Source organism: Lacrimispora sp. 38-1 (assembly GCF_049890855.1).
Lineage (GTDB): Bacteria > Bacillota > Clostridia > Lachnospirales > Lachnospiraceae > Lacrimispora.
The window spans coordinates 37,467-62,278 of the sequence record NZ_JBANEW010000011.1; the positions used below are offsets into that span (position 1 = coordinate 37,467).

Genomic DNA, 24,812 nt, shown 5'->3' on the forward strand with positions numbered 1-24,812 from the left:
CTTTTTATGAGATGGCAGTTGCAGCCCTGGGTACGGTTGCATTTGCCCTGCTGTTTGGGGTGCCTGCCATATACTACCCTTATTGTGGTCTGATTGGCGGAACAGGCTGGTTTGTATACAGTATGCTGATACAGGGGTTCTCAGAGCCGGCATCTGCACTGTTTGCAACGATTGCAGTAATTTTTCTTTCCAGAATATTCGCGGTCAGAAAGCAGTGCCCGGTAACCATCTTTTTGATTTCCGGTATTTTTCCGTTGGTTCCGGGGGCGCTGGTATACTGGACTGCTTACTATATTGTGACTGATGACACGGCACTTGCTGCCCGCACCGGTTTCCTGGCACTGAAAGTGGCGGTAGCCATCGTGCTTGGTATTGTGTTTGTTTTTGAACTGCCTCAGGGATTCTTTCACTTTGCTGCAAAGAAGGACAAACGGGCATTAGAAGAGAAAGGGAGAAAGAAACGATGATATGGATTAAAAATGCTCATGTAATAGATCCTGCAACCAATACAGAACAGGACATGGATATCTGTATAGAAGATGGGATGATAGTGGGGATGGGAACAGGACAGATTCCTTCAGGTGCTGCAACGTCAAAGGAAGATGTGGTGATTGATGCCTCCGGTCTGATTGCCGCACCGGGACTTGTGGATGTACATGTTCATTTTCGGGACCCTGGTCTTACTTATAAAGAGGATATTCAGACCGGCGCAAGAGCAGCTGCCAAAGGCGGATTTACAACGGTTGTATGCATGGCCAATACCAGGCCGCCGGTGGATAATGCAGACACATTGGAATATGTGAAGAAGGAAGGAAAGAAAACAGGAATTAATGTCCTTCATGCAGCGGCTGTATCCAAAGGGCTGAAGGGGCGTGAACTGACTGATATGGAAGAGCTGGCAGCTCATGGAGCAGCAGGCTTTACAGATGACGGGATTCCGCTTATGGATTCCGAACTCGTGAAAAAGGCTATGGAAAAAGCAGCCAGTTTAAACCTTCCTTTAAGCTTTCATGAGGAGGATCCCGCATTAATTGAAAACAACGGCATCAATCATGGAGCAGTATCCGACCGGCTTGGTATTTACGGTTCTCCGGCAGAGGCAGAGGACAGCCTGGTGGCAAGAGACTGTATGCTTGCCCTCCACACAAAGGCTGCGGTGGACATTCAGCATATCAGTTCTGCCGCGTCGGTTCGTATGGTGCGGTTTGCAAAGGATTTAGGGGCAGATGTTTATGCAGAAGTGACGCCCCATCATTTCACTCTGACAGAAGAAGCTGTGCTTTCCCATGGAAGTCTGGCAAAGATGAATCCGCCTCTTCGGACAGAGGAAGACCGCCTGGCCGTCATAGAGGGCCTGAAAAATGGAAGTATTGATATTATTGCTACGGATCATGCACCTCACAGTACAGAAGAAAAAGCAAGGCCTCTGCTGGAGGCACCCAGCGGAATTATTGGTCTGGAAACTGCCCTTGGGCTGGGAGTGACCACTCTGGTCAGGCAGGGGCATTTAACGATGATGCAGCTGTTGGAAAAAATGAGCATAAATCCGGCAAAATTATACCGTCTGGACTGCGGAGTACTGAAAACAGGCGGAATGGCAGATCTGGTGCTTTTTGACCCGGAAGAGGAGTGGACGGCAGGCGAATACGTTTCCAAATCCTCTAATTCTCCGTTTACCGGGCAAAAGCTTTTTGGCAAAGTAAAATATACGATCTGTAAGGGAAAGATCGTATATCAGGATGAGAAAGATTAATCAGATATACTTCAGAAAAGGATAAAAGATGGAAATCAGGGTGCAGGACCCTGCGGTCCCCGGGGATTTAAAGGCAGAGGGAACAGCAGAGGGTAAAATGAGTGAGAAGGCAGGCCTGGAGCAGGCTGCTGAGGCTTTAAAAGTGAATGAGAAAATAATCTCAGGAGAAATTCTGCTTAATGAGGTCGTTGCTCAGACTCAGGCTTTGAAGGAAGAGGCAAAGAACAGTGATTCTGAAAAATCCGAGATATCAGAAAAGTCCAGACCGGCCAGAGACACTGCTTCCGTTAGTGATTCTCCGGATGTCTGGGATGAAGAGGAATGGAAAGAGGCCTTTCGTAAGTTAGCGGATTGGTGTCCTTCTGATAATCTTTCCGTTCCGGAGCAATTAGACCAGCTGTCAAGAATGTATAAGGAGCTTCTTCTGGCGGTTCTTACCCATGGAACACAGGAGGGAGGAGAAGCGGAGCGGCTGAATCAGGAATTATCTCTGCTGTTGCAAAAACTGATGATGACACGCTTTGGGGATCTTGAGCTTCTTTTAAAGAATTACGGATCTCCCATATCTATCACCGCATTGCGGGGGGCAGTCTGCCGCAGCGTTATGGGAAAAAATTTAACGGAGGCAGAGCTGAACCAGATTTTTGGACGCGGAGATTTGGCGGGAAAACCGGCAGGGGTTGTTAATGAAAGCGGAATCAGAACTCCGGTTTTGGATAAAGGAAATGAAACCGGCATGGGAATCATTTACCAGCCGGCAGGTTCGGGAACGATTAAAAATAATCCGGGATATGCGGAGAACCTGATGAAAGAAACCTCTATGATTATTCTGGAGAAAGGTGCTTCTTTAAAGGATAAAGCAGGGAAAACCCAGGGGGCAAGTTTAACAATATCTCCGCTGAAAACCGGAAGGGCTTATGAGATAAAAGATTTAGAGACTGCCCAGCGTTTTGCGGCATATATGATCAGAGAAGGAAATTTATTTAAGCTGGCAGGATTAACTGGAAAGAGTGAGGAACTCTGGGGATTTTTAGCGGCGCTTATGTCAATAAAATCACAGGTTTTTGTATCATATCTGGGAATGGAAAAAGGGCTTGCCATGGATTTAAGAGAAGCAGGTGACCGGATGACAGATGAGCTGATACAGGAGATGGTGAGCCAGTCGTCACTGAAATATTCAGGTGCATCAGTAAGAAACCATGTTTTTGAAGCAAAGGATGTATATAAGATCTTCTATTATATGATGAATATATATCTGGCGAAAGCGGATGTGAATGAGACTGCTAATAAAGGGATCCGCTATGCTTATCAGCAATTTTTAAAGAAAAAAGAGGTTTCAGAAAACAGGAGAGAACAGGAGCCATTTTTTACAAAAGAAAAAAAGACACCTGCAGAGGACTTTAAGGAAGGCAGAAAACTGATTGAACGGGACTGGAAGGAATTTTCAAATTTCCTAAGCAGCGGTAATTCTTCAGAAATGCCCCAGGGAATTCTGGTGCTTAGTCCATGGGGGATGCTGGCGGAACCGGAGACTGTCATGGATCGGGATAAAGGTAATATAAGGCCGGCTTTCATATTGGGAGGAGGAGCCGTACTTGTGATACTGATTATAATCTTTTCTTTTATATGGTTTTAACATAATTATACATAAATTTCTTCTTTACAGAAAAACTTTACTGTGCTACCATGGTAACACATGAAAATTAAGAGGAGGAATTATGTTATGAAAAAAATAGTGATTCTGGCAGCGGCAGTATTAGGAGCAGCAGCGTTATTAAGCGGCTGTGCAGGGAAAAAGGAAGCTCCCCAGACAGCAGAGACAACAAAAGCAGAGTCATCATCTGCAGAAACCCAAAAAGCACAGGAGACAACTTCCGCAGCTTCCGGCAAAGATACCTTTACCGTAGGATTTGATCAGGATTTCCCTCCCATGGGTTTTGTAGGAGATAATGGTGAGTATACAGGATTTGACTTAGATCTTGCAAAAGAGGTGGCAGACCGACTTGGTAAAAAGTTTGTAGCACAGCCAATCGCCTGGGATGCAAAGGATATGGAGCTGGAAAGCGGCAATATTGACTGTATCTGGAATGGATTTACCATCAACGGAAGAGAAGATGGTTATACATGGACAAAGCCTTATATGGCAAACAGACAGGTCTTCGTTGTGGCAAAGGATTCCGGAATCAGGACACTGGCCGATCTTTCCGGAAAGGTAGTGGAGGTGCAGGCCGATTCATCTGCGGAGGCTGCATTAAAGGATAATGATACCTTAGCCAAAACATTTCAGACGCTTCAGACAACACCGGATTACAATACTGCATTTATGGATCTGGAGATGGGAGCAGTGAACTGCGTGGCAATGGATGAGATTGTAGCTGCTTATCAGATTCAGCAGAGAAAGTCAGATTTTGTGATTCTTGATGAAGCACTTGCTGCTGAGGAGTATGGGGTAGGCTTTAAAAAAGGAAATGAAGCATTAAGAGACCAGGTGCAGGAACAGCTGGAGGCAATGGCAGCAGACGGAACCTTAAAGACCGTTTCTGAAAAATGGTTTGGTAAGGATGTTACAACAATAGGAAAATAATTGATACTGACGGAGGGGCAATCATGGCTTTTACAAAGATACTTACACAACTGGCAGGAGGAATGTGGGTCAGCATTCAGATCTTTCTGGTGACACTCATCTTTTCTCTTCCTCTGGGGCTTCTGGTCTCCTTTGGGAGGATGTCTAAAAACAGGGTCATAGAGGCAATTGTTAAATTCTATATTTCAGTCATGAGAGGAACCCCTCTGATGCTTCAGCTTATGGTGGTGTATTTCGGTCCCTATTACCTTTTTGGAGTGAAGGTATCAAACGGATACCGCCTTTGGGCTGCTTTTATCGGTTTTGTTATTAACTATGCAGCTTATTTTGCGGAAATATACAGAAGCGGCATCCAGTCCATGCCAGCCGGACAGTATGAGGCGGCAAAGCTTCTGGGATATTCAAAGAACCAGACCTTTTTTAGAATCATATTCCCGCAGGTGGTAAAACGGATTCTTCCGTCAGTCACCAACGAGGTAATCACTCTTGTAAAGGATACCTCCCTTGCGTTTACCATCAGCGTGCTGGAGATGTTTGCCGTAGCCAAGGCGCTGGCATCCTCACAGACAAGCCTGATCCCTTTTGTGGCAGCAGGTCTGTTCTATTATGTATTTAATCTGGTGGTGGCAATGCTGATGGAATACATAGAAAAACGGATGAATTATTACCAATAGGAGGAATCGGGATGCACGTACTGGAAATGAACCATGTGGAAAAATCATTTAACGGTCAGAGAGTTCTTCGGGATATCTCTCTGTCTGTGAAAGAAGGAGAGATTCTGTCTGTCATCGGACCTTCCGGCTCAGGAAAATCCACTCTCCTCCGGTGTGCCACCATGCTGGAGCAGATGGATGGCGGAGAGTTGTTTTATCTGGGAGAAAAGGCGGCTTGGAATGGGAGCGGTGGAGTTTCTGTCTATGCAAAGAAGGAGAAGCTGAAAGAGATCCAGAAAAATTACGGTCTGGTTTTTCAGAATTTTAATTTATTTCCTCACATGACCGTTTTAAACAATATTATTGATGCACCAATCCATGTTCAGAAGCGGAGTAAAGAGGAGGCGGTCAAAGAGGCCATGGAGCTTCTTCAGAAAATGGGGCTTACAGATAAAGCGGATGCCTATCCCTGTCAGCTGTCTGGCGGACAGTGCCAGAGGGTGGCGATAGCAAGAGCTCTTGCCTTAAATCCCAAGATTCTCTTTTTTGATGAGCCGACTTCTGCACTGGACCCAGAGCTGACCGGAGAGGTGCTTAAGGTTATTAAATCCCTTGCTGATCTGCATATTGCCATGGTAATCGTCACCCATGAGATGGCGTTTGCAAGGGATATTTCCGACCAGGTTATTTTTATGGCGGAGGGTGTGATTGTTGAGGAAGGTACTCCGGAGGAAGTGTTTGCGTCTAATAATGTGAGGACACAGAACTTTCTTGGGAGGTATGGAGATATTTTGTAGGAATTCAATAGTGATTTTAGTGAGACCCCTGGGACACATTGATTACGTGTGTTTCAGGGGGATTGTTTTATTCTTCTGTCATTACAGTAAAAGTCCAGATTGTCAGGCTGGTGATAAATTATTAAAATATTATTGACACCATAATATAATGTAAAGTAAAGAGAGGATTAAAGAATGTCACAATGGGATAAATTAATAAATAGAATATGCTCTTTATCTAAAGATCTGTGATTTAATGAATTGCTTGTATGCCAATAACTTTACCAAAGCATGAACCAATTAAAAAAGTTTATGTACAGATGGTTAGGGAGATTGTTGAAAGTGAGGTATCAGACGATGAGAACAATTGATGAATATATGAATCTGCACTATAGAATGGAAATTGTAGAAGATCCTGACGAGGGAGGATATGTTGTTTCATTTCCCGATTTAAAGGGCTGTATAACATGTGCTGAGACAATTGAAGAAGCGATTGTTAATGCGAAAGATGCCAAAAGAGCATGGTTGGAAGCAATGCTTGAAGATGGCAGTGAAATACCTGAGCCAGATGATCTGGATAAATATTCGGGACAGTTTAAACTGAGAATACCTAAGTCATTACACCGTCAGTTAGCGGAACATTCGAAGAAAGAGGGGATTAGCATGAATCAGTACTGTTTATATCTCCTCGCTCAAAATGACCGGGCACGTAATTAAATAGATTAAAGTAAATTAAGAAAAAAGAAAAAAACTTTTCACAATCGGATGGTATACTATATGCGATATAACAGGAAATGGCAAACAGAGAAAAGAGGATGCTTTATGAAAAGAACCCTAATGATCGCATTAGCTGTCTGTGCGGCAGTTTTATTACCGGCTTGCGGGAGATCCACAAAACAGGCGGAGAGCGTTGCTGGTACCGTTACAGAAACAGGGAAAGAGACTTCAGCCGGGAATGAAACCTCTCCGGCAGCAAGTACACAGGCACCTGGCAGTACAGCAGAATTTAAGATATTAACCGGTAAGGTTACGGAGGTAGCAGACAATATGGAATCCATAACTGTTGCAGATGGAGACACGAAAGCTGCCTTTCATCTGGATAATGCTGTGGTGGAAACCTCCTATTCACTGGAACCGGATGTGAAAGTTTCCATCATCTATAAAGGTGAGATTTCCGGCTCCGATACGACTAATGCAAAGGTCATTCTGGTGCTTGACGCTCAGGACAAGATGGAAGTAAAAGAAGTAACCGGAAGTGTAAAGGACCAGGCTATGAGTACCTTTACCATTGATACAGGTTCGGGAAAAGAGATGGGCTTTATCAAAGACAACTGTGAAGGGCTGGAGACGGGCGTGCTTGGTAATGCAACGGATGACAGCAATGGAAGCGGTGCTTTGGTAAAAGTTACCTATGTAACGGTTACCTATGATGCAGGCAGTGAATCCAACTTCCCATTAAAGGTGGAAGCGGCTAAGTAAAAACCAGGCAAAAATCCCGGATAGGCAGGGCTTTTTTGATAAAAGGCTTGCAAATTCGGGATTTTCATGTACAATAAGAGAGATGACAGATAAGGGGCCAAACGACCCCTATTTTGATGGTTTCGACGGTTTTTTTACTGAAACCAGAAGCAGAGCTTACCATATGGAATAAAACCAGATTTCAGAAAGGGAATTAAGATGATTAGTGCACATAACGTAACATTAAGACTTGGAAAAAAAGCATTGTTTGAAGATGTAAATATTAAGTTTACGGAAGGCAACTGTTATGGCTTAATCGGTGCCAATGGTGCCGGAAAATCCACGTTCTTAAAAATTCTTTCCGGGGAACTGGAGCCTACCGGCGGAGATATTGTAATCACACCGGGCCAGAGACTTTCTTTCTTAAAACAGGACCATTTTAAATATGATGAGTATCAGGTTCTTGATACCGTTATCATGGGAAATGTCAGATTATATGAAATTATGAAGGAAAAGGATGCCATCTACGCGAAGGAAGACTTCACAGATGAGGACGGCATTAAGGCTGCAGATCTGGAGGGAGAATTCGCTACCATGAATGGATGGGAAGCGGAATCCGATGCTGCTAACTTATTGAACGGTCTTGGAATTGAGACTGACTTACACTATAAACTGATGAAGGATTTAACCGGAGCCCAGAAGGTGAAAGTGCTTCTCGCACAGGCGCTCTTTGGCAATCCTGATATTCTTCTTTTAGATGAGCCGACTAACCATTTGGATCTGGACGCTATTGCATGGCTGGAAGAATTCTTAATTAATTTTGAAAATACGGTAATCGTGGTTTCCCATGACCGTTACTTTTTAAATAAGGTCTGTACTCATATTGCGGATATTGATTACAGCAAGATTCAGCTTTATGCCGGTAACTATGATTTCTGGTATGAGTCAAGCCAGCTTATGGTAAAGCAGATGAAGGAAGCCAACAGGAAGAAAGAAGAAAAGATCAAGGAGCTGCAGGATTTTATTCAGCGCTTCTCAGCCAATGCTTCCAAATCCAAGCAGGCTACTTCCAGAAAACGTGCTTTAGAAAAAATTGAACTGGATGATATCAAACCTTCCAGCCGTAAATACCCCTATATCGATTTCCGCCCGGCCCGTGAGATCGGTAATGAGGTTCTTACCGCAAACAATTTAACCAAGACCATTGATGGTGTGAAGATACTTGATCATATCTCCTTTACCTTAACCAGAGAGGATAAAGTGGCTTTTGTAGGACCGAACGAGCTTGCTAAAACGGTTCTGTTCAAAATCCTTTCCGGCGAAATGGAGCCGGATGAAGGTGATTACAAATGGGGCCTTACAACTACCCAGAGCTATTTCCCTAAGGATAATACCGCGGAGTTTGACAACGATGACACCATCGTGGACTGGCTGACCCAGTATTCTCCTGAAAAAGATGCGACTTATGTCCGCGGATTCCTTGGACGTATGCTGTTTGCCGGAGAAGACGGAGTAAAGAAAGTTCGGGTTTTATCCGGTGGAGAGAAAGTACGCTGTATGCTTTCAAAGCTGATGATTTCCGGAGCTAACGTGCTTCTTTTAGATGAGCCGACCGACCACCTTGATATGGAATCCATTACAGCATTAAACAATGGATTGGTTAAGTTTCAGGGAGCTCTTCTATTCTCCTCCCGTGACCATCAGATCGTAGAGACAACGGCTAACCGCATTATGGAGATTGTAGGCGGACAGCTGATCGATAAGATTACAACTTACGATGAGTACCTGGAAAATGATGAGATGGCTCGTAAGAGACAGGTATTTACTCTGACGGAAGAACAGGTAAACGAGAATCAGTAAAATAAAGACCGATGCAATGCAGATAGTTATTTACCTGCATTGCATCGGTCTTACAAATTCATGAAGTTATTTTAATCCGTTATACAATGTATTAAGAAGCTCTTCATTAGAATCCTGAGCCAGTTCCCATATCATGGCACCGCCTAAATTCTTCGATTTAATGTAATCTGTTTTATAACCGATGGACTGAGGATCTTCATAGCTGATGAAGATTGTACCGTTAAACAACCAAGGAACCATTGACTGAGAGTGAAAATATCTTGTATAGCCTGTTTGATTTAAGTAGTTTGCCTTGATATCCTTGTAGCTGATGGAGTTGGCGCCGCCGTATGTCTGGTATAAACCATTATTTGAATTATTCACAGAAGAGTACAGATATCCATAGAACGGAATACCCATAACCAGCTTTTCTGCAGGGAAGGCTGCATTTAACCAGGCATTGACTGCTGAATCCACACTTGTTTTATATTGGGGAGAGTAATCATTGTTATTATAAAGTGGTGCCAGTAAATCCGTATAGGGATCCCAGGTTCCGTGTAAATCATAAGTCATTATATTTGCGTAGTCCAGATATTGGGCCAGTTTAGCCAGCTCTACATTTTTTACATAAGAAGCGTCGGCTCCGCCAGCGATGGTGAGGAGGTAGTGCTTCTGATCGAGAGCACCCCGTACATCCAGCTTTTCCCGTATTTTCTGAAGAAGCAGAGTGAAGTTTTGTTTATCTTCCGGACGTTTGATGTTAGTTGTCAGACCACCGCTCACAGGATATTCCCAGTCCAGGTCGATTCCATCAAAACCATATCTGACGATAAAATCTACGCAGCTGTCAGCAAAGGCACTTCTGGAAGTGTCGGACAGGGCTGCATCTGAAAATCTTCCGGACCAGTTCCAGCCACCCACGGAAATCAGTGTTTTTAAATCTGGATTCTTTAATTTGAGTGAATTTAAAAGCCTTATGTTATTGGGATCCACATCCGGATATCCCAGTGTAAGTTTTAAATCAGGACCAATATTGGCAAAAGCGTAATTAATATGTGTCAGCTTTCCTGCGTCGATCTGGTCAGGATAGGAGCCGCTGTACGCTTCCCATGCGGCATAATAACCGACTATTCTGCCGGCTAATGGCTCAGTATCTGTCGGAGGCAAAGCGGGCTGTGACGTGGTAACGGATACTGTATTGCTGGCGGGTGAGATATTCCTTTTAGCGTCTTTTGCTTTTACATAAAACTGGTAAGTCGTTGCCGGGATTAATCCATTTACGGCATATGTAACGGAGGTGGTGGAACCCAGATAAGTATTGTTTTGGTAAATCTGGTATTCTTTCACTCCGAAGCTGCCTGCGGGAGGGGCCCAGCTGAGGGTGACTGAGGTACTGGTGATATCAGCCGCAGTTAAATTTTGGGGAGCAGTGGAAGTGCTTTTGCCAGGCTTTGCTGCAAATGAATTTTCAGTGCAGTAACTGCTGATTAGAAAAAGTAAAAAAACAGATATAGCCCACATGATTGCCTTTCTCGTACTTCTTTTCATCGTGTTCTCCTTTTCAACTTATTATGAAATAAAGTATAACATGATGGGTTTTCCTTGAATAGCGCGCAAAAACTGGTATATTTACATAAAAATGGAAATCAAACCGGATTGCCGCTTAAACCTTCACTTGCAGATGGTACATCAATCACTTATAATCAGCTTTAAAGGAGGTGAGAATGATTAGTACCATAGATACTTATGCTTATGAATCACGCATGAAAGGAATTAATCCAGGATTAAAAGCAGCAGTTGCAATCGTAACGCTGTTACTTTGTATTGGAACTGGAGATATTTTTATATCAGTTGCCGCATTTCTGTCCATGGGAGCTGTAACCATCTTTTTGGGAGGACTTTCCATAAAAAAGTATCTGGCTCTTTTAAAAATTCCAGCAGCCTTTCTGATTCTGGGAACTGCTGCTATTGTGGTGGGGGTATCTCCTGTACCGGCAGGGCACTTTTATGTATCACTTCCCGGATTTTATTTCTATCTGTCAGAGGAAGGCGCGGTTCTTTCCGCACGACTGATTTTAAAGGCCATGGCATCGGTAAGTGCCATGTACATGCTTGTACTTTCCACACCGGCAAGTGAGATAATTAATTTACTTGGAAAACTGCATGTGCCAAAGCTGATATCAGAGCTGATGAATCTCATATACCGGTTTATCTTTGTAATGATGGATGTACAGAGCAGTATGAAGCAGGCGGCAGAGTCCAGGCTGGGATATCATAATTTCCTGACGTCATGCAGGTCCTTTGGAGGGATCGGAGCGAATCTCTTTATCGTTTCGTTAAAGAAAGCAGGGACGTATTATGATGCCATGACTGCACGGTGCTATCAGGGAGAGCTTGTATTTCTGGAAGAGAAGAAGCCGGTGAAGGCAAAAGAGGCAGGAGCGGCAGCCGGCTATATTGCACTTCTTCTGCTTTTATGGCTGGTGCGAAAATGAGGAGGAACAGATGATGGAAGAAATACTTTTACAGGCAGAAAATCTTTCGTATTCCTATGGCACAGGAAATAAGGCACTTCATGATGTATCCCTGTCTGTGAGAAAGGGAGAGAAGATCGCAGTTCTTGGTTCTAATGGAGCGGGGAAATCCACCTGCTTTTTAAACCTCAATGGTGTTTTGATGCCTGATACAGGAACCATTCGGTATAAGGGAAAGGAAATTGGGAAAAAAGACTTAAATGAGCTTCGGAAGAAAGTGGGGATTGTGTTTCAGGACGCGGATAATCAGATCATTGCGTCTACTGTTTCAGCAGAGGTATCCTTTGGACCTATGAATTTAAGGCTTTCAAAAGAAGAAGTGAAGCAGCGGGTGGATATGGCCTTAGAGTCTATGAATTTAATGATGTTTCAGGACCGTCCTCCCCACTACTTAAGCGGAGGAGAGAAGAAACGGGTAAGCATAGCGGATATCATTGCAATGGAACCGGAGATGGTCATATTTGATGAACCAACCGCATCTTTAGATCCCGTTAATGTGGAAATGCTCACACAAGTTCTTGATGAAATGACAAAAATGGGGAAAACTCTTCTGATTTCAACCCATGATGTGGATTTTGCCTATAAGTGGGCGGACCGGGCAGTGGTATTTGCCGGTGGAACAATTATCGCGGATGGCCCGGCAGCGGATATTCTGGCGTCCGATTCCGTCCTGAATCAGGGTAATTTGAGGAAGCCGGTTTTGATGGAGGTTTATGACAGCCTGGTGAGAAGCCGGATCTTACCGGAAGAGAGTCCGCGCTTTAAGGATACACAAGAGTTGAATCAGTTGCTTAACATGCTGAGTGAGGTTTAGACACTCATCGTCTTTATATTGACAGAAATTGGTATTGCAGTTACAATACAAGCGTATTATCTAAAAAGGTGCCTGTGAAATTCTCCGCAGGATAATAGGGAAAAGGGTGAAAGTCCCTTACGGTCCCGCCGCTGTATATGCAGAGCAGGGCTCCATTAATCACTGGGAAACCGGGAAGAGGGAGCAGCTGTGTTTGATGCATGAGTCAGAAGACCTGCCTTTTTGTTTGGAGTATCCGGTTACGAGCGATGACCGGTGCCGGGAAGTCTTTTTGCTGTGCAAAGATTTACCCATAGGGCACCTGTCTGATGTGTGGGAACCATCGGATGTGAGGTGCTTATTTTATTGGAAGGAGAATGAAAATGAGTAAGAAAGAAAAAAGTATCATGAAACTTGCAGCCGCATTTGCACTGACATTTGGAATCGTTCCCAGTGCCTATGCCATGCACATTATGGAGGGCTATTTACCAGTGGGGTATTGTATCGCCTGGGGCGCAGTCTGTGTTCCCTTTCTCATAGCCGGCTTCTTTTCCATACAGAAGACGCTTCGGGAGAACAGGAAGGCGATTACAGTTCTTGCCATGTCTGGAGCATTTGTATTTGTGCTCTCCTCATTAAAGATTCCGTCGGTTACCGGAAGCTGTTCTCATATGACGGGAACCGGCCTGGGAGCGATTCTGTTCGGCCCGTCGGCAGTCAGTATTCTCGGCATTATCGTGTTGATCTTTCAGGCGGTGCTGCTTGCCCACGGAGGTCTTACCACACTGGGAGCAAATACCTTTTCCATGGCAATTGCAGGTCCTTTCGTGTCTTTTGGAATATACAGGCTTTGTAAGATGTTAAAAGTGAATAAAATGGCAGCGGTTTTTCTTGCTGCGACGTTAGGCGATTTATTTACATACTGTGTTACCAGTTTTCAGCTTGCTTTAGCCTATCCTTCTGAAATAGGAGGCGTTGGCGCTTCTGCTGTTAAATTCCTTGGAGTATTTGCACCGACCCAGCTGCCTCTTGCGGTGATTGAGGGAATTCTCACTACAGTCATCGTTATGACTCTTGAGACTTATGCTCTTCCGGAGTTAAAAGCCATAGGATTTACAAGGGAGGTAAAATAATATGAGCAGGAAAAGAAAACAGACCGTCGCGGTGCTGCTGGTTCTCGTATGTCTGATTGCTATCATTCCTTTGTTTGCATTAAAGGGAGCAGAGTTCGGGGGATCGGATGATGCAGGAAGCCAGATGATCACAGAAATTCGCGGTGCGGAATATGAACCATGGTTTACTCCCGTTATGGAAGCTGCCATAGACGGAGAGCTTCCGGGGGAAATAGAAAGCCTTTTGTTCTGCCTTCAGACAGGAATCGGAGTGGGAGTCATCGCATTTTTTATGGGTAGACTGGTAGAACGGAAAAAATGGCAGGATAAACAGTTATAATGATTAGAATGTAAAGGTAAACGTTACCCTGACAGTTAGATACAGAAAAAGAGCTGGTTCAGATATCATAATATATCTAAATCGGCTCTCTTTTTTATTGTCATAAACTATTCTCATTGACAGCCAGCGCCGCAAGGGATGAAAAATCCTTAATTCTGTATCTTTTTTTGTCTATATGCTGCAAAATATCCGCCTCACATAAAACCGCAAACACATGAAGAAGGTGACGGTAGCTGACACCGAGGTATTCCGCAACTTCCGTGTGTTTACTATTATAGATTTCTCCATCTGCAGATAATAGTATAAAATTAGCCAAACGGTTTACCAGAGGATAATTCTGGTTGGTCGCATAATTTGAGGTATTGCGAAGAGCCTTCCGGCATAAAAACAGGCACAGATAATTTAAAAATTTAGTATCATTTCTTAAAAGATGGCTGACTTCCCTTAGGGGCAGCAGGATACATAAGCACTGATCCAAAGCAATGACTCCATTGGTAAATTTCTGCGCACCCATAAATTCCATCTCCCCAAATAAGGCAGGAGATTTAAAAAAATCAATGATGGTAACTTTTCCGTTTTCATGAGTCAGGAAAAGCTTGGCATTTCCCTTTATGAGAAACACCAGATCAGATAAATCATCACCTTCTCTGCATATTAATTCATTTTTTCGAAATTCTTTCCATTTGGCATATGGAGTAATATCAAAAGAAAAGATATTAGTGACATATGAGGGAATTATATCGTTCGCCTTTTTCATGTTCATAGACAAATCTCTTTCAAACTTTTTTTATAATTTATCTTACTATAAAACTGCCCTAAATTCCAGATTTATGTGAGAAAACTCATATTTTTCACAAAAAGCAAATGATATAATATTGCGTATTAAAAGCAGCAGCAATAACTTAAAACAACAAACTTTTCCAGGGGTGTGCGAGGGTATGGATCATGAAGCTTATAATATTAGATTTTGATGGAACAATAGCAGATACAAAGAGCAGCATTGTAAATACAATTCAGGCCACAGGGAAGCAGCTGGGCTATGGAATTGCAAAGGAGAAGGACATACAGGAAAAAATAGGACTGCCGCTCAGGGATACCTTTTCCTCCGTATTAAAAATCCCAGACTGCGAGATAGATAATGCCATTGATATATACCGCAGAAAATACCAGGCAATCTGCATGGATAGTGTAACGCTGTTTCCAAATGTAAAGAGCACAATAGAGTACCTGTCACAAAAGGGAATCGTTATTACAGTTGCCTCAAGTAAGGGCAAAGAAGCTCTTCATCTGTTGCTGGATCATTTAAAGGTAAGTCCTTTTATTTCTCGTATTTACGGCGAACAGGACGTAGAAAATAAAAAGCCGGCTCCGGACATGGCACGACTAATATTGGAGCAGGAGAAATGTGAACCGGAAGAGGCATTGGTGGTAGGGGATACGGTATTTGACCTTCAGATGGGACAGGGCGCAGGCTGTCACACCTGTGGTGTAACCTATGGAAACAATTCTTATGAAGAACTGAAAGCTCAAGACCCCACCTTTATCATTAATAATTTCGGCGAATTGAAAAGCATCCTTTAAGCTGCAACAGTAGCTGATCCCCAACACCAAGGGGCTGATGCTCAACTAACATTAAGTTGGTTGAGCATCAGCTCCCTTTTTATGTCTTGATATCAAAAATGCGGATTCCGAAGAAGCCGCAAAAGTGTTATAATTAATAAAACATAAAAACAGATCACATATATTAAGAACGTGCAGCTAAAACCGTTTGTAATAACAGTTTTGCAACACGCCCTTTTCGAATGCTGTTTAAAATGGTATACTAACACTATCTTTTTAACGGAGGTGAATGCGATGAAAAAATTAATTTCATGGAATGTGAATGGACTTCGTGCCTGTGTGGAAAAAGGCTTTCTGGATTATTTTCATGAGGTAGATGCAGATGTGTTCTGCATTCAGGAAAGCAAATTGCAGGAAGGCCAGATTGACCTTTCTCTCCCAGGCTATTATCAATATTGGAATTACGCACAAAAGAAAGGATACTCAGGTACTGCCCTGTTCACCAAAGAAAAGCCGTTATCGGTCACTTATGGAATGGAAATAGAAGAACACGATAAAGAGGGCCGTATCATTACTGCTGAGTTTCCGGAGTATTACGTGGTGACCTGCTATACTCCCAATTCCCAGAATGAACTGGCACGCCTTCCCTACCGTATGACCTGGGAAGATGCATTTCGCGCTTATTTAAAGGGGCTGGAAGAGAATAAACCTGTCATTTTCTGCGGCGACTTAAATGTAGCCCACAAAGAAATTGATCTGAAAAATCCCAAATCCAACCGGAAAAATGCCGGGTTTACCGATGAGGAGAGAGAAAAGTTTACTGTTCTTGTAGAGAGTGGGTTTGTGGATACCTACCGGTATTTTTATCCCGATCAGGAGGAGATTTACTCCTGGTGGTCCTACCGATTCAGGGCACGAGAGAAGAATGCCGGGTGGCGTATTGATTATTTCTGTGTATCAGAAAGTCTGAAGGACAGGCTGGTAAGTGCAGACATTCATATTCAGGTGACAGGTTCTGATCACTGTCCGGTAGAGCTTGTAATTAAATAGTGACTGATCAGACAGAGTAATACACAGGAGAACAATAAAAACATGAATTTATTAACAATAGAGCATTTAACAAAATCATATACGGAACGGCTGCTTTTTGATGATACCAGTTTTAGCATAAATGAAGGTGAAAAAATCGGTCTGATCGGTATTAACGGTACTGGAAAATCCACACTGCTTAGAATTGTGGCAGGACTTGAAGAACCGGACGAGGGAAGTGTGGCAAAGGGAAGAAACTTAGATATCCGCTTCCTGTCCCAGAATCCAAGATTTGAGGCAGGAGAAACCATACTGGAAAGCATTATCCGGGAGAATGAAGGCCACGAGCATGTGTGGGATTTGGAAAGTCAGGCCAAGAATATGCTGACCAGACTTGGATTTACCGAATTTGATACCAGAGTGGATACCTTATCCGGCGGACAGAGAAAGAGAGTTGCTCTTGTGAGCGTTCTTCTTTCCACTGCGGACTTACTGGTTCTTGACGAGCCGACCAACCACTTGGACAGCAGCATGGCGGACTGGCTGGAGGATTATCTTCGCCGTTTTAGAGGTGCTCTTTTGATGGTTACCCATGACCGGTATTTTTTAGACAGTGTGACTAACCGGATTGTGGAGCTTGATAAGGGAAAGCTTTACAGCTATCAGGAGAACTATGAGGGTTATTTAAAGCTGAAGGCAGACCGGCTGGATATGGAGCAGGCCACCGAGCGGAAACGCCAGTCCATCCTCCGCATCGAGCTTCAGTGGATGCAAAGGGGGGCCCGGGCCCGCTCCACCAAGCAGAAGGCCCATATTGAGCGGTATGAAACGCTTCGTGACCAAAAGGCACCGGAGTTTGATAAAAACGTAGAACTTGATTCCATTGAGAGCCGTCTCGGGCGCACTACTGTAGAACTGGAAGGTATAACAAAGGCCTTTGGTGATAAGGTTCTGATGAAGGATTTTAACTATATTTTCCTAAAAAACGACCGTATAGGAATAATTGGTCCAAACGGGTCCGGTAAATCCACGCTTATGAAGATTATTGCTGGGTGGCTTCAGCCCGATGAGGGAACCTTAACGGTGGGACAGACCGTAAAGATGGGGTATTTCTCCCAGGAGAGCGAAGATATGGACGGCAGCTTAAAGGTGATCGATTATATCCGAAGCGCAGCTGAATACGTCAAAACAAAAGATGGCAGTGTCAGCGCCTCACAGATGCTGGAGCGGTTTTTATTTCCTTCCAGCGTTCAGTATACAACAGTTGAAAAGCTTTCCGGAGGGGAGAAACGGCGCCTGTATCTGCTGCGGATCCTGATGGAAGCACCCAATGTTCTGCTTCTTGATGAGCCGACGAACGATCTGGATATTCAGACACTTACCATCCTTGAGGATTACTTAGACAGTTTCCCCGGCATTGTCGTAACGGTATCTCATGACCGTTATTTCCTAGACCGGGTTGTGCGCAGAATTTTTGCTTTTGAAGGACAGGGAAAGGTCACTCAGTACGAGGGAGGTTTTACGGATTATCAGGCGGCTTTCGCTGCGAAATATCCGGACGGGCTTCCCGGGGAAGTACCCGGAACTGACAAAAAGGAAGAAACCGGAGAGAAGAAGGGAAAGGAAAAACCAAAACCAGAGCGGAAGCTTCGGTTTTCCTATAAAGAACAGCGGGAATGGGAAACGATTGAAGATGAAATTGCTGCATTGGAAGAAGCCATTGACACGCTTGATGGAAAGATAGAAGATGCCGCAAGTGACTATGGAAGACTGAACCAGCTGATGGAAGAAAAGGCAGAAAAAGAAGGGCTTTTAGAGGAGAAGATGGAACGCTGGATGTATTTAAATGATCTGGCGGAACAGATTCAGAACCAGTAACAGGACTGTTACAAAGGAGAAAAGGGATGAAACAGTACAGGATCGCCAGGAGAGAAACAGGATATTATCCCATGGGAATGACAAAGACTGCGGGAGGGATTCATTTTTCCGTTGCTGCACAGGGAGTAGAATTACGGCTTCTATTTTTCCGTGACAATGAAAAGGAGCCTGTCTGTACCTTTCTCTTTCCGGAGAAGGAGAAGAGGGGAGAGGTTTTTTCTGTGACCATCCTGGGCGATGACTTTACCGGGATCTCTTATTGCTATGAGATTGATGGAAAACGGTTCTCCGATCCGTATGGGAGAGCTTTTACAGATAAGGATAACTGGGGAGATTTGGAAGGAGCTGCTGTTATATCAAAAAGTCCGGTTACATTTGACTCATTTGAATGGGGGAAGGAGAAGCGTCCTCTGATTCCATATGAGAATTCTGTAATCTACCGGATTCATGTTCGTGGTTTTACCATGCATTCTTCTTCCGGGACCAGGTATAAAGGAACTTTTCGGGCGTTAGAGGAAAAAATCCCCTATTTAAAAGAACTGGGAATCACAACAGTTGAGCTGATGCCGGTCTATGAGTTTCAGGAAGTGATTCTTCCTGAAACTGTGCATGGAAACCCATATGGTGTGGATAAACCTACGGGAAAGTTAAATTATTGGGGATATACGTCCGGATATTATTTTGCGCCAAAAGCTTCCTATGCATCAGGTGATCAGAAAGATTCTGTCTTAGAATTAAAAAGCCTTGTGAAGGTTCTTCATAAGGAAGGAATGGAACTTATTACAGAGCTCTATTTCACAGGAAAGGAGTCTCCTTCCTTTGCTCTTGATGCGGTCAGGTTCTGGGCGGATGAGTTTCATCTGGACGGCATTCATCTGGTGGGATATCCGCCTCTTGACTTAATCGGGCGTGATCCCTATTTAAAAGGCTTAAAGCTCTGGGCCGATTCATGGGGGGATATTCCTCAAAAAGGATCAAAGTATCTGGCAGAATATAATGACAGCTTTCAGATGGATATGAGAAGAGTGCTCAAAGGGGACGAGGAGCAGATGAAGAATCTGGTTTTCCAGTCCAGAAACAATCCCTCTGACAGGGGCATGATTCAATTTATGGCAAATACCAATGGGTTTACCATGATGGATATGGTATCCTACGATACCAGGCACAATGAAGCCAATGGTGAATTCAATCAGGATGGTAATCTCTATAATTATTCCTGGAACTGTGGAACAGAAGGTCCTACGAGAAAGAAAAAGGTGGTTGAGCTTAGAAAAAAGCAGCTTCGCAATGCCTTCCTGTTGCTGCTTTTAAGTCAGGGAACGCCTCTTATAATGGCAGGGGATGAGTTTGGTAATACCCAGTCAGGCAATAACAATGCTTATTGTCAGGATAATGATATTTCATGGTTAAACTGGAACCTTTTAAAAACAAACAGGGATCTTTTTGAATTTGTTAAATCAGTCATAGCCTTTCGAAAGGCGCATCCGGTGTTTCACATGAAAGAAGAAGCAAAGAACATGGATTATCTTGCCTGTGGATTTCCTGATGTTTCTTATCATGGTGTGAAACCGTGGTATCCGGAATATGAGAATTTCAAGCGTCAGCTGGGAATTCTTTATTGGGGGGATTATGCCGGAAAATCAGATGGGACGGCAGATAATCATTTTTATGTGGCTTATAATATGCACTGGGAACCCCATACGTTCGACCTTCCCAATCTTCCTAAAAAACATCAGTGGCATGTGGTGTTTCATACGGATAAGATGGAAGAAAACGGCAGGTATGAGGAAGGAAAAGAGCCGGTGCTGGAAGGAAAGAGTATTCCCATTCCTCCCAGGACAATTGTGGTATTTATGGGGAAAAAGGATGATTGACCGGAAATTCCGGTCTTTCTCCATTTAAGACTCTCCAGATATCCATGGCTGCAAAAAGCTCCATACGGTCAAGCGCTACCCTGGTATTGGCTGCACAGTGGGGAGAAACAATAATATTGTCATATTGCAGCAGGCCACTGTCTGCAGGAAGGGGCTCCTTTTCGAACACATCAAGAGCAGCCCCTTTTATTTTTTTATCTTTCACAGCCTGGATTAAATCTTCCTCCTGAATCAGACCTCCTCTGGAGACATTGATTAAGAAAGAGGATGGCTTCATCATATCCAGCTGCTCTTTCGCTACCATGTGCCTGTTTTTTTCAGTATAAGGGACATGAAGGGAAATAAAATCCGCATTCCGATAGACTTCTTCCGGAGAAGACACTGGAATAACACCAAACGGGGCATTGGCGCGGGTTAAATGATGATCATAGACGATGACCTTCATATCGAATCCCATAGCTGCTTTTTTTGCTACCAGCCTTCCAATGTTTCCAAAGCCAATAAGTCCCAGGGTAAGACCGGACAGCTCTATGTTAAAAATATCCTTTCTGATTGAAAAGTCACTTTTCTTCACGGCATCAGACATAATCTCATGGTTTTTTGCACAGGCGAGCACGAAAAAAATGGTATGCTCTGCGACTGCATTAGAGTTGGCATTTCCAGAATTGGTCACCTGTATACCCAGCTTTTCTGCATAGCAAGTATCAATATAGTCCACTCCTGCACTGAAGCTGGAAATCACTTTCAGGTTTTTGCATCGCTCCAGCAAAGTTTTATCGTACCGGAACTTTTTGGAGGGACCTGTAAGTATGGCATGGCACTGTTCAAATACCGGATCAAATGCAGATGCCGGAACGGATAATATAAGCTCGCAGCCTTTTTCCTTTAAGTAGTCTGTACCTGTATGAGAGATTGTTCTTGGGATCAGCACTTTAAACATATTTGATTCCTTTCTGGAAGGGGTTACCACTTTATCTTATAAATGATAGTAACACAGGCCTTACAGGGTTTCAAGCTAATCTGTTATAGTCTGGACTCCATGGTCTCATCACACCAGCGAATGGTGGCTTCACAGGATAATATTCCTCTGCGGAGCATAGCCCTTAAAAAACGGGAGCGATCTTCGGATATTTCCTCTATTCCCTGTCCCAGATCATGCTGCATGGCCAGGTATTTTTCCTGTTTTTTCACATGGATTTGTTTATAGTCTTCCAGCATTTTGATGATGTGCTCTTTTGGCTGGCCGTTTGAAAATAATAATTTCAGCATAAACTCAGAGCGCATCGGCTGTAACTCCGTTTCCTCCATAAGCCAGGATTCTAATTCCAGCCGGCCCTTGGGAGTAATCCGGTATAGTATTTTTTTCTCACTCTTTTCGTTTGCAACAATCTCTACCAGTTCCTCTGTGAGCATTTTTTTAAGTGTTGGATAAATATGGCCAAAATTTTCATTCCAGAATCCTGAGAGTACGGTGTCGCAGTATTTTTTTATGTCATAGCCTGTGCCTGGTGAGACATTTAAGATTCCTAATATTGCATATAAGGATTTGTTTTTTAATGCCATTATAAATTTCCTTCTTTCATTTATTTTGCGTACTTCTCCAGTTTTTCGGCTGTAAGATCCCAATTCGCACAGTGTTTCATCTCATGGGAAATTTTCAGGCAGTTTTCCTTTATTGTTTCATTTGAGAGAAGCTGCTGTATCTGATCTTTTAGTTTTTCCGCTGATAGTTCTTTTATGTTATCTGATAAACCGAGATTCATGGATACAAGCCTTTTTGCTGTCATATGCTGATCATTGACCTGGGGTAAAGAAAGCATGGGTACTCCAAAGTATAATGCCTCATTCACACTGTTAAAGCCTGCATGAGTAATGAATGCGTCCGCTTTTTTCAAAATTTCAAGCTGTGGAAGTACATTTTTTATCACGAAGTTTTGCGGTATTTCTCCTAATTGGGCCGCTTCGCACTTTGTCCCAATGGACATGCATACATAATAGTCTGTTTCACGAAATGCACAAATGCACATCTTATAAAAATCCAGAAAGTCTGTATTCAGACTGCCAAGTGATATATAAAGCAGTTTTCTGCTTGCAATCCCGGACAGGTCCACAGACTCTGTATCCTGTGTCCGCGCCATTGAAGGTCCGGCAAATAAATATTGGGGTTCTTTTACTGAGTCATCACCGTTAAATTCCCTGGTTGTATATACGATATTGTGATCGCCCCTGCTTATGAATACTTCTTCCAGTGTCGGTTCTTCTATTTTATAACAGTTACAGATTCTGTTCAATATCTGAAAGCAGTGGTCCAGCTGGGGATGAGTCCCTGGCATGAGCATCCGTTGTGGTACTGGTGCATGACTCATGGCAAAAGAGGAATGGGAACAGATAACTGGTATATGGGTGAGCTGTTTTAAAAAACAGCTGCCTCCAAAGATCGAATCGCAGATGATGAGGTCATATGTGCGCTCTTTTAAAATATCCAGAATCTGAGGTAGCATTACTTCATCATATGAAAGAATATATTCCATTAACATGTAAAACGGATGCCGGTCCGTGGGCCGGTAACTCTTTAAAAACAGATTCAGGCCGCTGCCAAAGTCAATCCAGTTTGCACCGGACTTTGTCACCTGTCCTGAAAATTCAGCTGAGCAAAAATAATCTGCCTTATTACCTCTTTCTGTAAGCTTCTTAACCAGTCCGAGTGTGGGATTAATATGTCCGTACAGATTTGCATTTATAAATAGTATATTCATTTCGTTCCTCCTTATATCACTCTGATATAGTTTGGATATTATATCAGAGTGATATATTTGTCAAGAGAAATTTTGCTATTAAGGTAGAACTTCCAAATACCATATTAAAAAATGCCCATATGAAACGAAAAAGCGGCAGGGCAAACGGTTATTTATCTCAGCCGTTACCTTACCGCTTTTTTACTATTGCGCTATCATGGTATATCTATATTGTCCGCGGGAATCTGTACCATAAAAGTCAGCAAATGACAGATGGAAGACATCAGTATTTACTGTATCAAGGGATACCTGGTTCTTTATCAGATACTGATAAATGCCGCTGTAATCAATGGGACCCTGAATCATAATACTTTGCAGGCACCCATCACGTAAGATTGCCCTTTTGTAGCATCCGGAGTCCTCCTGTGACACGATCTGATCTCCGTCTCTGGCAATTCCGTCTCCTAAAGAAAGGGTTGTAAGACCATAAAAATTCATGGTGTTTTTCATGCCGTAAGGATCTTCATAAGGTGTGGGAATACCGCACATATTGCAGGCGGCTGTGTATCCCTGCTTCATGGCATTGGGCCAGATGGCAGAAATTCCGTTCACGTCACCTGCAGCATAAATATTCTTGCAGGATGTCTCCATACATTCATTAACCCTGATAAAGCGGTCAACAGCAATTTCACAATTTTCTGTGCAGTCTGTTGCAGGGCGTACCCCGGCTGCGACAACGATCATGTCACACTCCAGAATGGTGCCGTCATCCAGCATGACAGAGTTTATTTTATCATTTTCCGGCATAGTAGTTAAAACCACTTTACGGTCCAGTATGAATTTGCAGCCATGCTGTTCAAATAAGTTCTGATAGGCTTTACCGGCTTTTTCATCCAGCTGCTTTGGAAGAATCCGGTCAGCCAGCTCCAGAACAGTCACCTCTTTTTTCTGCTCCAGAAATGCGTAAGCGGCATCCATGCCGACAAGTCCGGAACCTAATATAAGAATTCTGTCTGCAGTCTGGGCAAATTTCCGGATCTGCCTTGCATCGCTTAAATTACGGAGACCGAATACGTTTTTTGCTTCCCTTAAATTAACTATGGGGGGGATAACGCTATGAGCGCCTGTTGCAATAAGAAGACGGTCAAAGTTAAGTTCTGTGCCATCCTCCAGCAGTACTGACTGCTTCTCAGGGTCTATATGTACTGCTTCTCTGTTTTTCAGCCATGTGATCCCAAGTGCTTCAAAGAAATCTGCGGGGACAAAGGAAAGAGATGCCTCATCACGTTCATGGCTTAAGTATTTATGAAGCATGCACCGGGAATGGACCTGGTCGTCAACTGACACCATGATGATATCCGCCTCCGGTTCCAGCTTTCGGATGGTTTTTGCAGCAGAGATGCCGGCAGCTCCTGCACCGATAATTACATGAGTCATCATTCCACCTCCTTAACATAGATTGCTTTGGTTGGACAGGCTTTTACGCAGCTTGGCTCGCTGTCGTGGTCAAAGCAGAAATCACATTTAATTACTTTGGTTTTTGTGGTTGTATCCGCTTTTAATACGCCATAAGGGCAGTTCATTACGCACATAAAGCAGGAACCGCACTTTTCTTCGTCGTAATATACGTGACCGGATTCTTCGTCCTTTACAAGAGCTCCGCTCATACAGGACATCACACATTCCGGCTGGTCGCAGTGGCGGCAGAAGATGGGAGCATAGTGACCGTTCCCTTTCATGACGATGTGATTTCTGGATTCATTTTCCGGATTGGTTAAATCCAGATCATAAATGCTTCCGCCATCTTTTCTATGTGCCTGCATACAGGCGAGAACACAGTTCTTGCACCCGTCGCATTTGGCTTCATCAATGAATATCCGTTTCATATGCCCTC

General features: G+C 43.5%; 24 protein-coding genes and 1 riboswitch. Of the genes, 17 read left to right on the forward strand and 7 right to left on the reverse strand.

The window, feature by feature from the left end; genetic code table 11:
• Positions 1-11: 11 nt before the first annotated feature.
• The 9 genes from V7D18_RS02780 to V7D18_RS02820 all read left to right on the forward strand — a co-directional run bounded on the left by V7D18_RS02780 (position 12) and on the right by V7D18_RS02820 (position 9,084).
• Entirely contained in the window at positions 12-467 is a 456-nt protein-coding gene (locus V7D18_RS02780) for a threonine/serine exporter family protein (RefSeq protein ID WP_426151375.1), read from the forward strand.
• Positions 464-1,753, forward strand: coding sequence for a dihydroorotase (locus V7D18_RS02785; protein WP_426151230.1), 1,290 nt, complete (start codon positions 464-466; stop codon positions 1,751-1,753). The genes V7D18_RS02780 and V7D18_RS02785 overlap by 4 nt, the downstream gene beginning before the upstream one ends.
• Positions 1,754-1,781: 28 nt before the next feature.
• Entirely contained in the window at positions 1,782-3,389 is a 1,608-nt protein-coding gene (locus V7D18_RS02790; protein ID WP_426151232.1) for a hypothetical protein, read from the forward strand.
• Between the two features lie 87 nt (positions 3,390-3,476).
• Entirely contained in the window at positions 3,477-4,337 is an 861-nt protein-coding gene (locus V7D18_RS02795) for an amino acid ABC transporter substrate-binding protein (RefSeq protein WP_426151234.1), read from the forward strand.
• Positions 4,338-4,360: 23 nt separating this feature from the next.
• The gene (locus V7D18_RS02800; RefSeq protein WP_314460806.1) at positions 4,361-5,011 is read left to right on the forward strand and encodes an amino acid ABC transporter permease; all 651 of its coding nucleotides are present in this window, start codon (positions 4,361-4,363) and stop codon (positions 5,009-5,011) included.
• Positions 5,012-5,022: 11 nt separating this feature from the next.
• Positions 5,023-5,787, forward strand: coding sequence for an amino acid ABC transporter ATP-binding protein (locus V7D18_RS02805; RefSeq protein ID WP_426151236.1), 765 nt, complete (start codon positions 5,023-5,025; stop codon positions 5,785-5,787).
• 336 nt (positions 5,788-6,123) lie between these two features.
• The gene (locus V7D18_RS02810) at positions 6,124-6,483 is read left to right on the forward strand and encodes a type II toxin-antitoxin system HicB family antitoxin (RefSeq protein ID WP_426151377.1); all 360 of its coding nucleotides are present in this window, start codon (positions 6,124-6,126) and stop codon (positions 6,481-6,483) included.
• 105 nt (positions 6,484-6,588) lie between these two features.
• On the forward strand, positions 6,589-7,245 hold the full coding sequence (locus V7D18_RS02815) for a hypothetical protein (protein WP_426151238.1): 657 nt from the start codon (positions 6,589-6,591) through the stop codon (positions 7,243-7,245).
• A 198-nt stretch (positions 7,246-7,443) separates the two neighbouring features.
• Positions 7,444-9,084, forward strand: coding sequence for an ABC-F family ATP-binding cassette domain-containing protein (locus V7D18_RS02820; protein WP_426151240.1), 1,641 nt, complete (start codon positions 7,444-7,446; stop codon positions 9,082-9,084).
• 66 nt (positions 9,085-9,150) lie between these two features.
• On the opposite strand, the gene V7D18_RS02825 is transcribed toward V7D18_RS02820, so the two are convergent.
• Positions 9,151-10,611 (reverse strand): glycosyl hydrolase family 18 protein, encoded by a 1,461-nt coding sequence (locus tag V7D18_RS02825; protein ID WP_426151242.1) that lies wholly within the window; start codon positions 10,609-10,611, stop codon positions 9,151-9,153.
• 176 nt (positions 10,612-10,787) lie between these two features.
• Between V7D18_RS02825 and cbiQ the strand changes: the two genes are divergently transcribed.
• From cbiQ to V7D18_RS02845, 4 genes are all read left to right on the forward strand, one after another.
• Positions 10,788-11,558, forward strand: coding sequence for a cobalt ECF transporter T component CbiQ (gene cbiQ, locus V7D18_RS02830; protein ID WP_426151244.1), 771 nt, complete (start codon positions 10,788-10,790; stop codon positions 11,556-11,558).
• Positions 11,559-11,571: 13 nt separating this feature from the next.
• A complete protein-coding gene (locus V7D18_RS02835; protein ID WP_426151379.1) occupies positions 11,572-12,411 on the forward strand; it encodes an energy-coupling factor ABC transporter ATP-binding protein in 840 nt (279 codons plus the stop codon).
• A 49-nt stretch (positions 12,412-12,460) separates the two neighbouring features.
• Positions 12,461-12,647, forward strand: a riboswitch (cobalamin riboswitch).
• A gap of 126 nt (positions 12,648-12,773) precedes the next feature.
• Complete coding sequence (locus V7D18_RS02840) at positions 12,774-13,523, forward strand: energy-coupling factor ABC transporter permease (protein ID WP_426151246.1); 750 nt, start codon at positions 12,774-12,776, stop codon at positions 13,521-13,523.
• Between the two features lies 1 nt (position 13,524).
• Positions 13,525-13,842 (forward strand): energy-coupling factor ABC transporter substrate-binding protein, encoded by a 318-nt coding sequence (locus V7D18_RS02845; RefSeq protein ID WP_426151248.1) that lies wholly within the window; start codon positions 13,525-13,527, stop codon positions 13,840-13,842.
• Between the two features lie 100 nt (positions 13,843-13,942).
• Here the strand turns inward: V7D18_RS02845 and yeiL are convergent, their stop codons facing one another.
• Complete coding sequence (gene yeiL / locus V7D18_RS02850; RefSeq protein WP_426151250.1) at positions 13,943-14,605, reverse strand: transcriptional regulator YeiL; 663 nt, start codon at positions 14,603-14,605, stop codon at positions 13,943-13,945.
• A gap of 182 nt (positions 14,606-14,787) precedes the next feature.
• Here yeiL and V7D18_RS02855 point away from each other — a divergent pair, with 182 nt between their 5' ends.
• From V7D18_RS02855 to V7D18_RS02870, 4 genes are all read left to right on the forward strand, one after another.
• The gene (locus tag V7D18_RS02855; RefSeq protein WP_426151252.1) at positions 14,788-15,423 is read left to right on the forward strand and encodes an HAD family hydrolase; all 636 of its coding nucleotides are present in this window, start codon (positions 14,788-14,790) and stop codon (positions 15,421-15,423) included.
• Between the two features lie 273 nt (positions 15,424-15,696).
• Positions 15,697-16,452, forward strand: coding sequence for an exodeoxyribonuclease III (locus tag V7D18_RS02860; RefSeq protein ID WP_426151254.1), 756 nt, complete (start codon positions 15,697-15,699; stop codon positions 16,450-16,452).
• 42 nt (positions 16,453-16,494) lie between these two features.
• On the forward strand, positions 16,495-18,309 hold the full coding sequence (locus V7D18_RS02865) for an ABC-F family ATP-binding cassette domain-containing protein (protein WP_426151256.1): 1,815 nt from the start codon (positions 16,495-16,497) through the stop codon (positions 18,307-18,309).
• 26 nt (positions 18,310-18,335) lie between these two features.
• A complete protein-coding gene (locus V7D18_RS02870; protein ID WP_426151258.1) occupies positions 18,336-20,183 on the forward strand; it encodes an alpha-amylase in 1,848 nt (615 codons plus the stop codon).
• Here V7D18_RS02870 and V7D18_RS02875 read toward each other — a convergent pair.
• The 5 genes from V7D18_RS02875 to V7D18_RS02895 all read right to left on the reverse strand — a co-directional run bounded on the left by V7D18_RS02875 (position 20,161) and on the right by V7D18_RS02895 (position 24,804).
• Positions 20,161-21,123 carry a hydroxyacid dehydrogenase gene (locus V7D18_RS02875; protein WP_426151260.1) on the reverse strand — a complete coding sequence of 321 codons (963 nt, stop codon included), beginning with the start codon at positions 21,121-21,123 and terminating at the stop codon, positions 20,161-20,163. The two genes, V7D18_RS02870 and V7D18_RS02875, sit on opposite strands and share 23 nt — an antisense overlap.
• An 83-nt stretch (positions 21,124-21,206) precedes the next feature.
• Entirely contained in the window at positions 21,207-21,746 is a 540-nt protein-coding gene (locus V7D18_RS02880; protein ID WP_426151262.1) for a PadR family transcriptional regulator, read from the reverse strand.
• 20 nt (positions 21,747-21,766) lie between these two features.
• On the reverse strand, positions 21,767-22,939 hold the full coding sequence (locus V7D18_RS02885; protein WP_426151264.1) for a macrolide family glycosyltransferase: 1,173 nt from the start codon (positions 22,937-22,939) through the stop codon (positions 21,767-21,769).
• A 183-nt stretch (positions 22,940-23,122) separates the two neighbouring features.
• Positions 23,123-24,355: an NAD(P)/FAD-dependent oxidoreductase gene (locus tag V7D18_RS02890; RefSeq protein ID WP_426151381.1), complete on the reverse strand. Its 1,233-nt coding sequence runs from the start codon at positions 24,353-24,355 to the stop codon at positions 23,123-23,125.
• Positions 24,355-24,804, reverse strand: coding sequence for a 4Fe-4S dicluster domain-containing protein (locus V7D18_RS02895; protein WP_426151266.1), 450 nt, complete (start codon positions 24,802-24,804; stop codon positions 24,355-24,357). The genes V7D18_RS02890 and V7D18_RS02895 overlap by 1 nt, the downstream gene beginning before the upstream one ends.
• Positions 24,805-24,812: the final 8 nt, after the last annotated feature.

Bases quoted from the DNA above. Each gene is read 5' to 3' on its own strand.
- V7D18_RS02835 (WP_426151379.1), top strand. From the start codon at position 11,572: ATGGAAGAAATACTTTTACAGGCAGAAAATCTTTCGTATTCCTATGGC.
- V7D18_RS02785 (WP_426151230.1), top strand. From the start codon at position 464: ATGATATGGATTAAAAATGCTCATGTAATAGATCCTGCAACCAATACA.
- V7D18_RS02825 (WP_426151242.1), bottom strand. From the start codon at position 10,611: ATGAAAAGAAGTACGAGAAAGGCAATCATGTGGGCTATATCTGTTTTT.
- V7D18_RS02865 (WP_426151256.1), top strand. From the start codon at position 16,495: ATGAATTTATTAACAATAGAGCATTTAACAAAATCATATACGGAACGG.
- V7D18_RS02845 (WP_426151248.1), top strand. From the start codon at position 13,525: ATGAGCAGGAAAAGAAAACAGACCGTCGCGGTGCTGCTGGTTCTCGTA.
- V7D18_RS02880 (WP_426151262.1), bottom strand. From the start codon at position 21,746: ATGGCATTAAAAAACAAATCCTTATATGCAATATTAGGAATCTTAAAT.
- V7D18_RS02795 (WP_426151234.1), top strand. From the start codon at position 3,477: ATGAAAAAAATAGTGATTCTGGCAGCGGCAGTATTAGGAGCAGCAGCG.
- V7D18_RS02895 (WP_426151266.1), bottom strand. From the start codon at position 24,804: ATGAAACGGATATTCATTGATGAAGCCAAATGCGACGGGTGCAAGAAC.
- V7D18_RS02780 (WP_426151375.1), top strand. From the start codon at position 12: ATGGCAGTTGCAGCCCTGGGTACGGTTGCATTTGCCCTGCTGTTTGGG.
- V7D18_RS02810 (WP_426151377.1), top strand. From the start codon at position 6,124: ATGAGAACAATTGATGAATATATGAATCTGCACTATAGAATGGAAATT.
- cbiQ (WP_426151244.1), top strand. From the start codon at position 10,788: ATGATTAGTACCATAGATACTTATGCTTATGAATCACGCATGAAAGGA.
- V7D18_RS02840 (WP_426151246.1), top strand. From the start codon at position 12,774: ATGAGTAAGAAAGAAAAAAGTATCATGAAACTTGCAGCCGCATTTGCA.
- V7D18_RS02805 (WP_426151236.1), top strand. From the start codon at position 5,023: ATGCACGTACTGGAAATGAACCATGTGGAAAAATCATTTAACGGTCAG.
- V7D18_RS02875 (WP_426151260.1), bottom strand. From the start codon at position 21,123: ATGTTTAAAGTGCTGATCCCAAGAACAATCTCTCATACAGGTACAGAC.
- V7D18_RS02815 (WP_426151238.1), top strand. From the start codon at position 6,589: ATGAAAAGAACCCTAATGATCGCATTAGCTGTCTGTGCGGCAGTTTTA.
- V7D18_RS02820 (WP_426151240.1), top strand. From the start codon at position 7,444: ATGATTAGTGCACATAACGTAACATTAAGACTTGGAAAAAAAGCATTG.
- V7D18_RS02800 (WP_314460806.1), top strand. From the start codon at position 4,361: ATGGCTTTTACAAAGATACTTACACAACTGGCAGGAGGAATGTGGGTC.
- V7D18_RS02885 (WP_426151264.1), bottom strand. From the start codon at position 22,939: ATGAATATACTATTTATAAATGCAAATCTGTACGGACATATTAATCCC.
- V7D18_RS02855 (WP_426151252.1), top strand. From the start codon at position 14,788: ATGAAGCTTATAATATTAGATTTTGATGGAACAATAGCAGATACAAAG.
- V7D18_RS02860 (WP_426151254.1), top strand. From the start codon at position 15,697: ATGAAAAAATTAATTTCATGGAATGTGAATGGACTTCGTGCCTGTGTG.
- V7D18_RS02890 (WP_426151381.1), bottom strand. From the start codon at position 24,355: ATGACTCATGTAATTATCGGTGCAGGAGCTGCCGGCATCTCTGCTGCA.
- yeiL (WP_426151250.1), bottom strand. From the start codon at position 14,605: ATGAACATGAAAAAGGCGAACGATATAATTCCCTCATATGTCACTAAT.
- V7D18_RS02870 (WP_426151258.1), top strand. From the start codon at position 18,336: ATGAAACAGTACAGGATCGCCAGGAGAGAAACAGGATATTATCCCATG.
- V7D18_RS02790 (WP_426151232.1), top strand. From the start codon at position 1,782: ATGGAAATCAGGGTGCAGGACCCTGCGGTCCCCGGGGATTTAAAGGCA.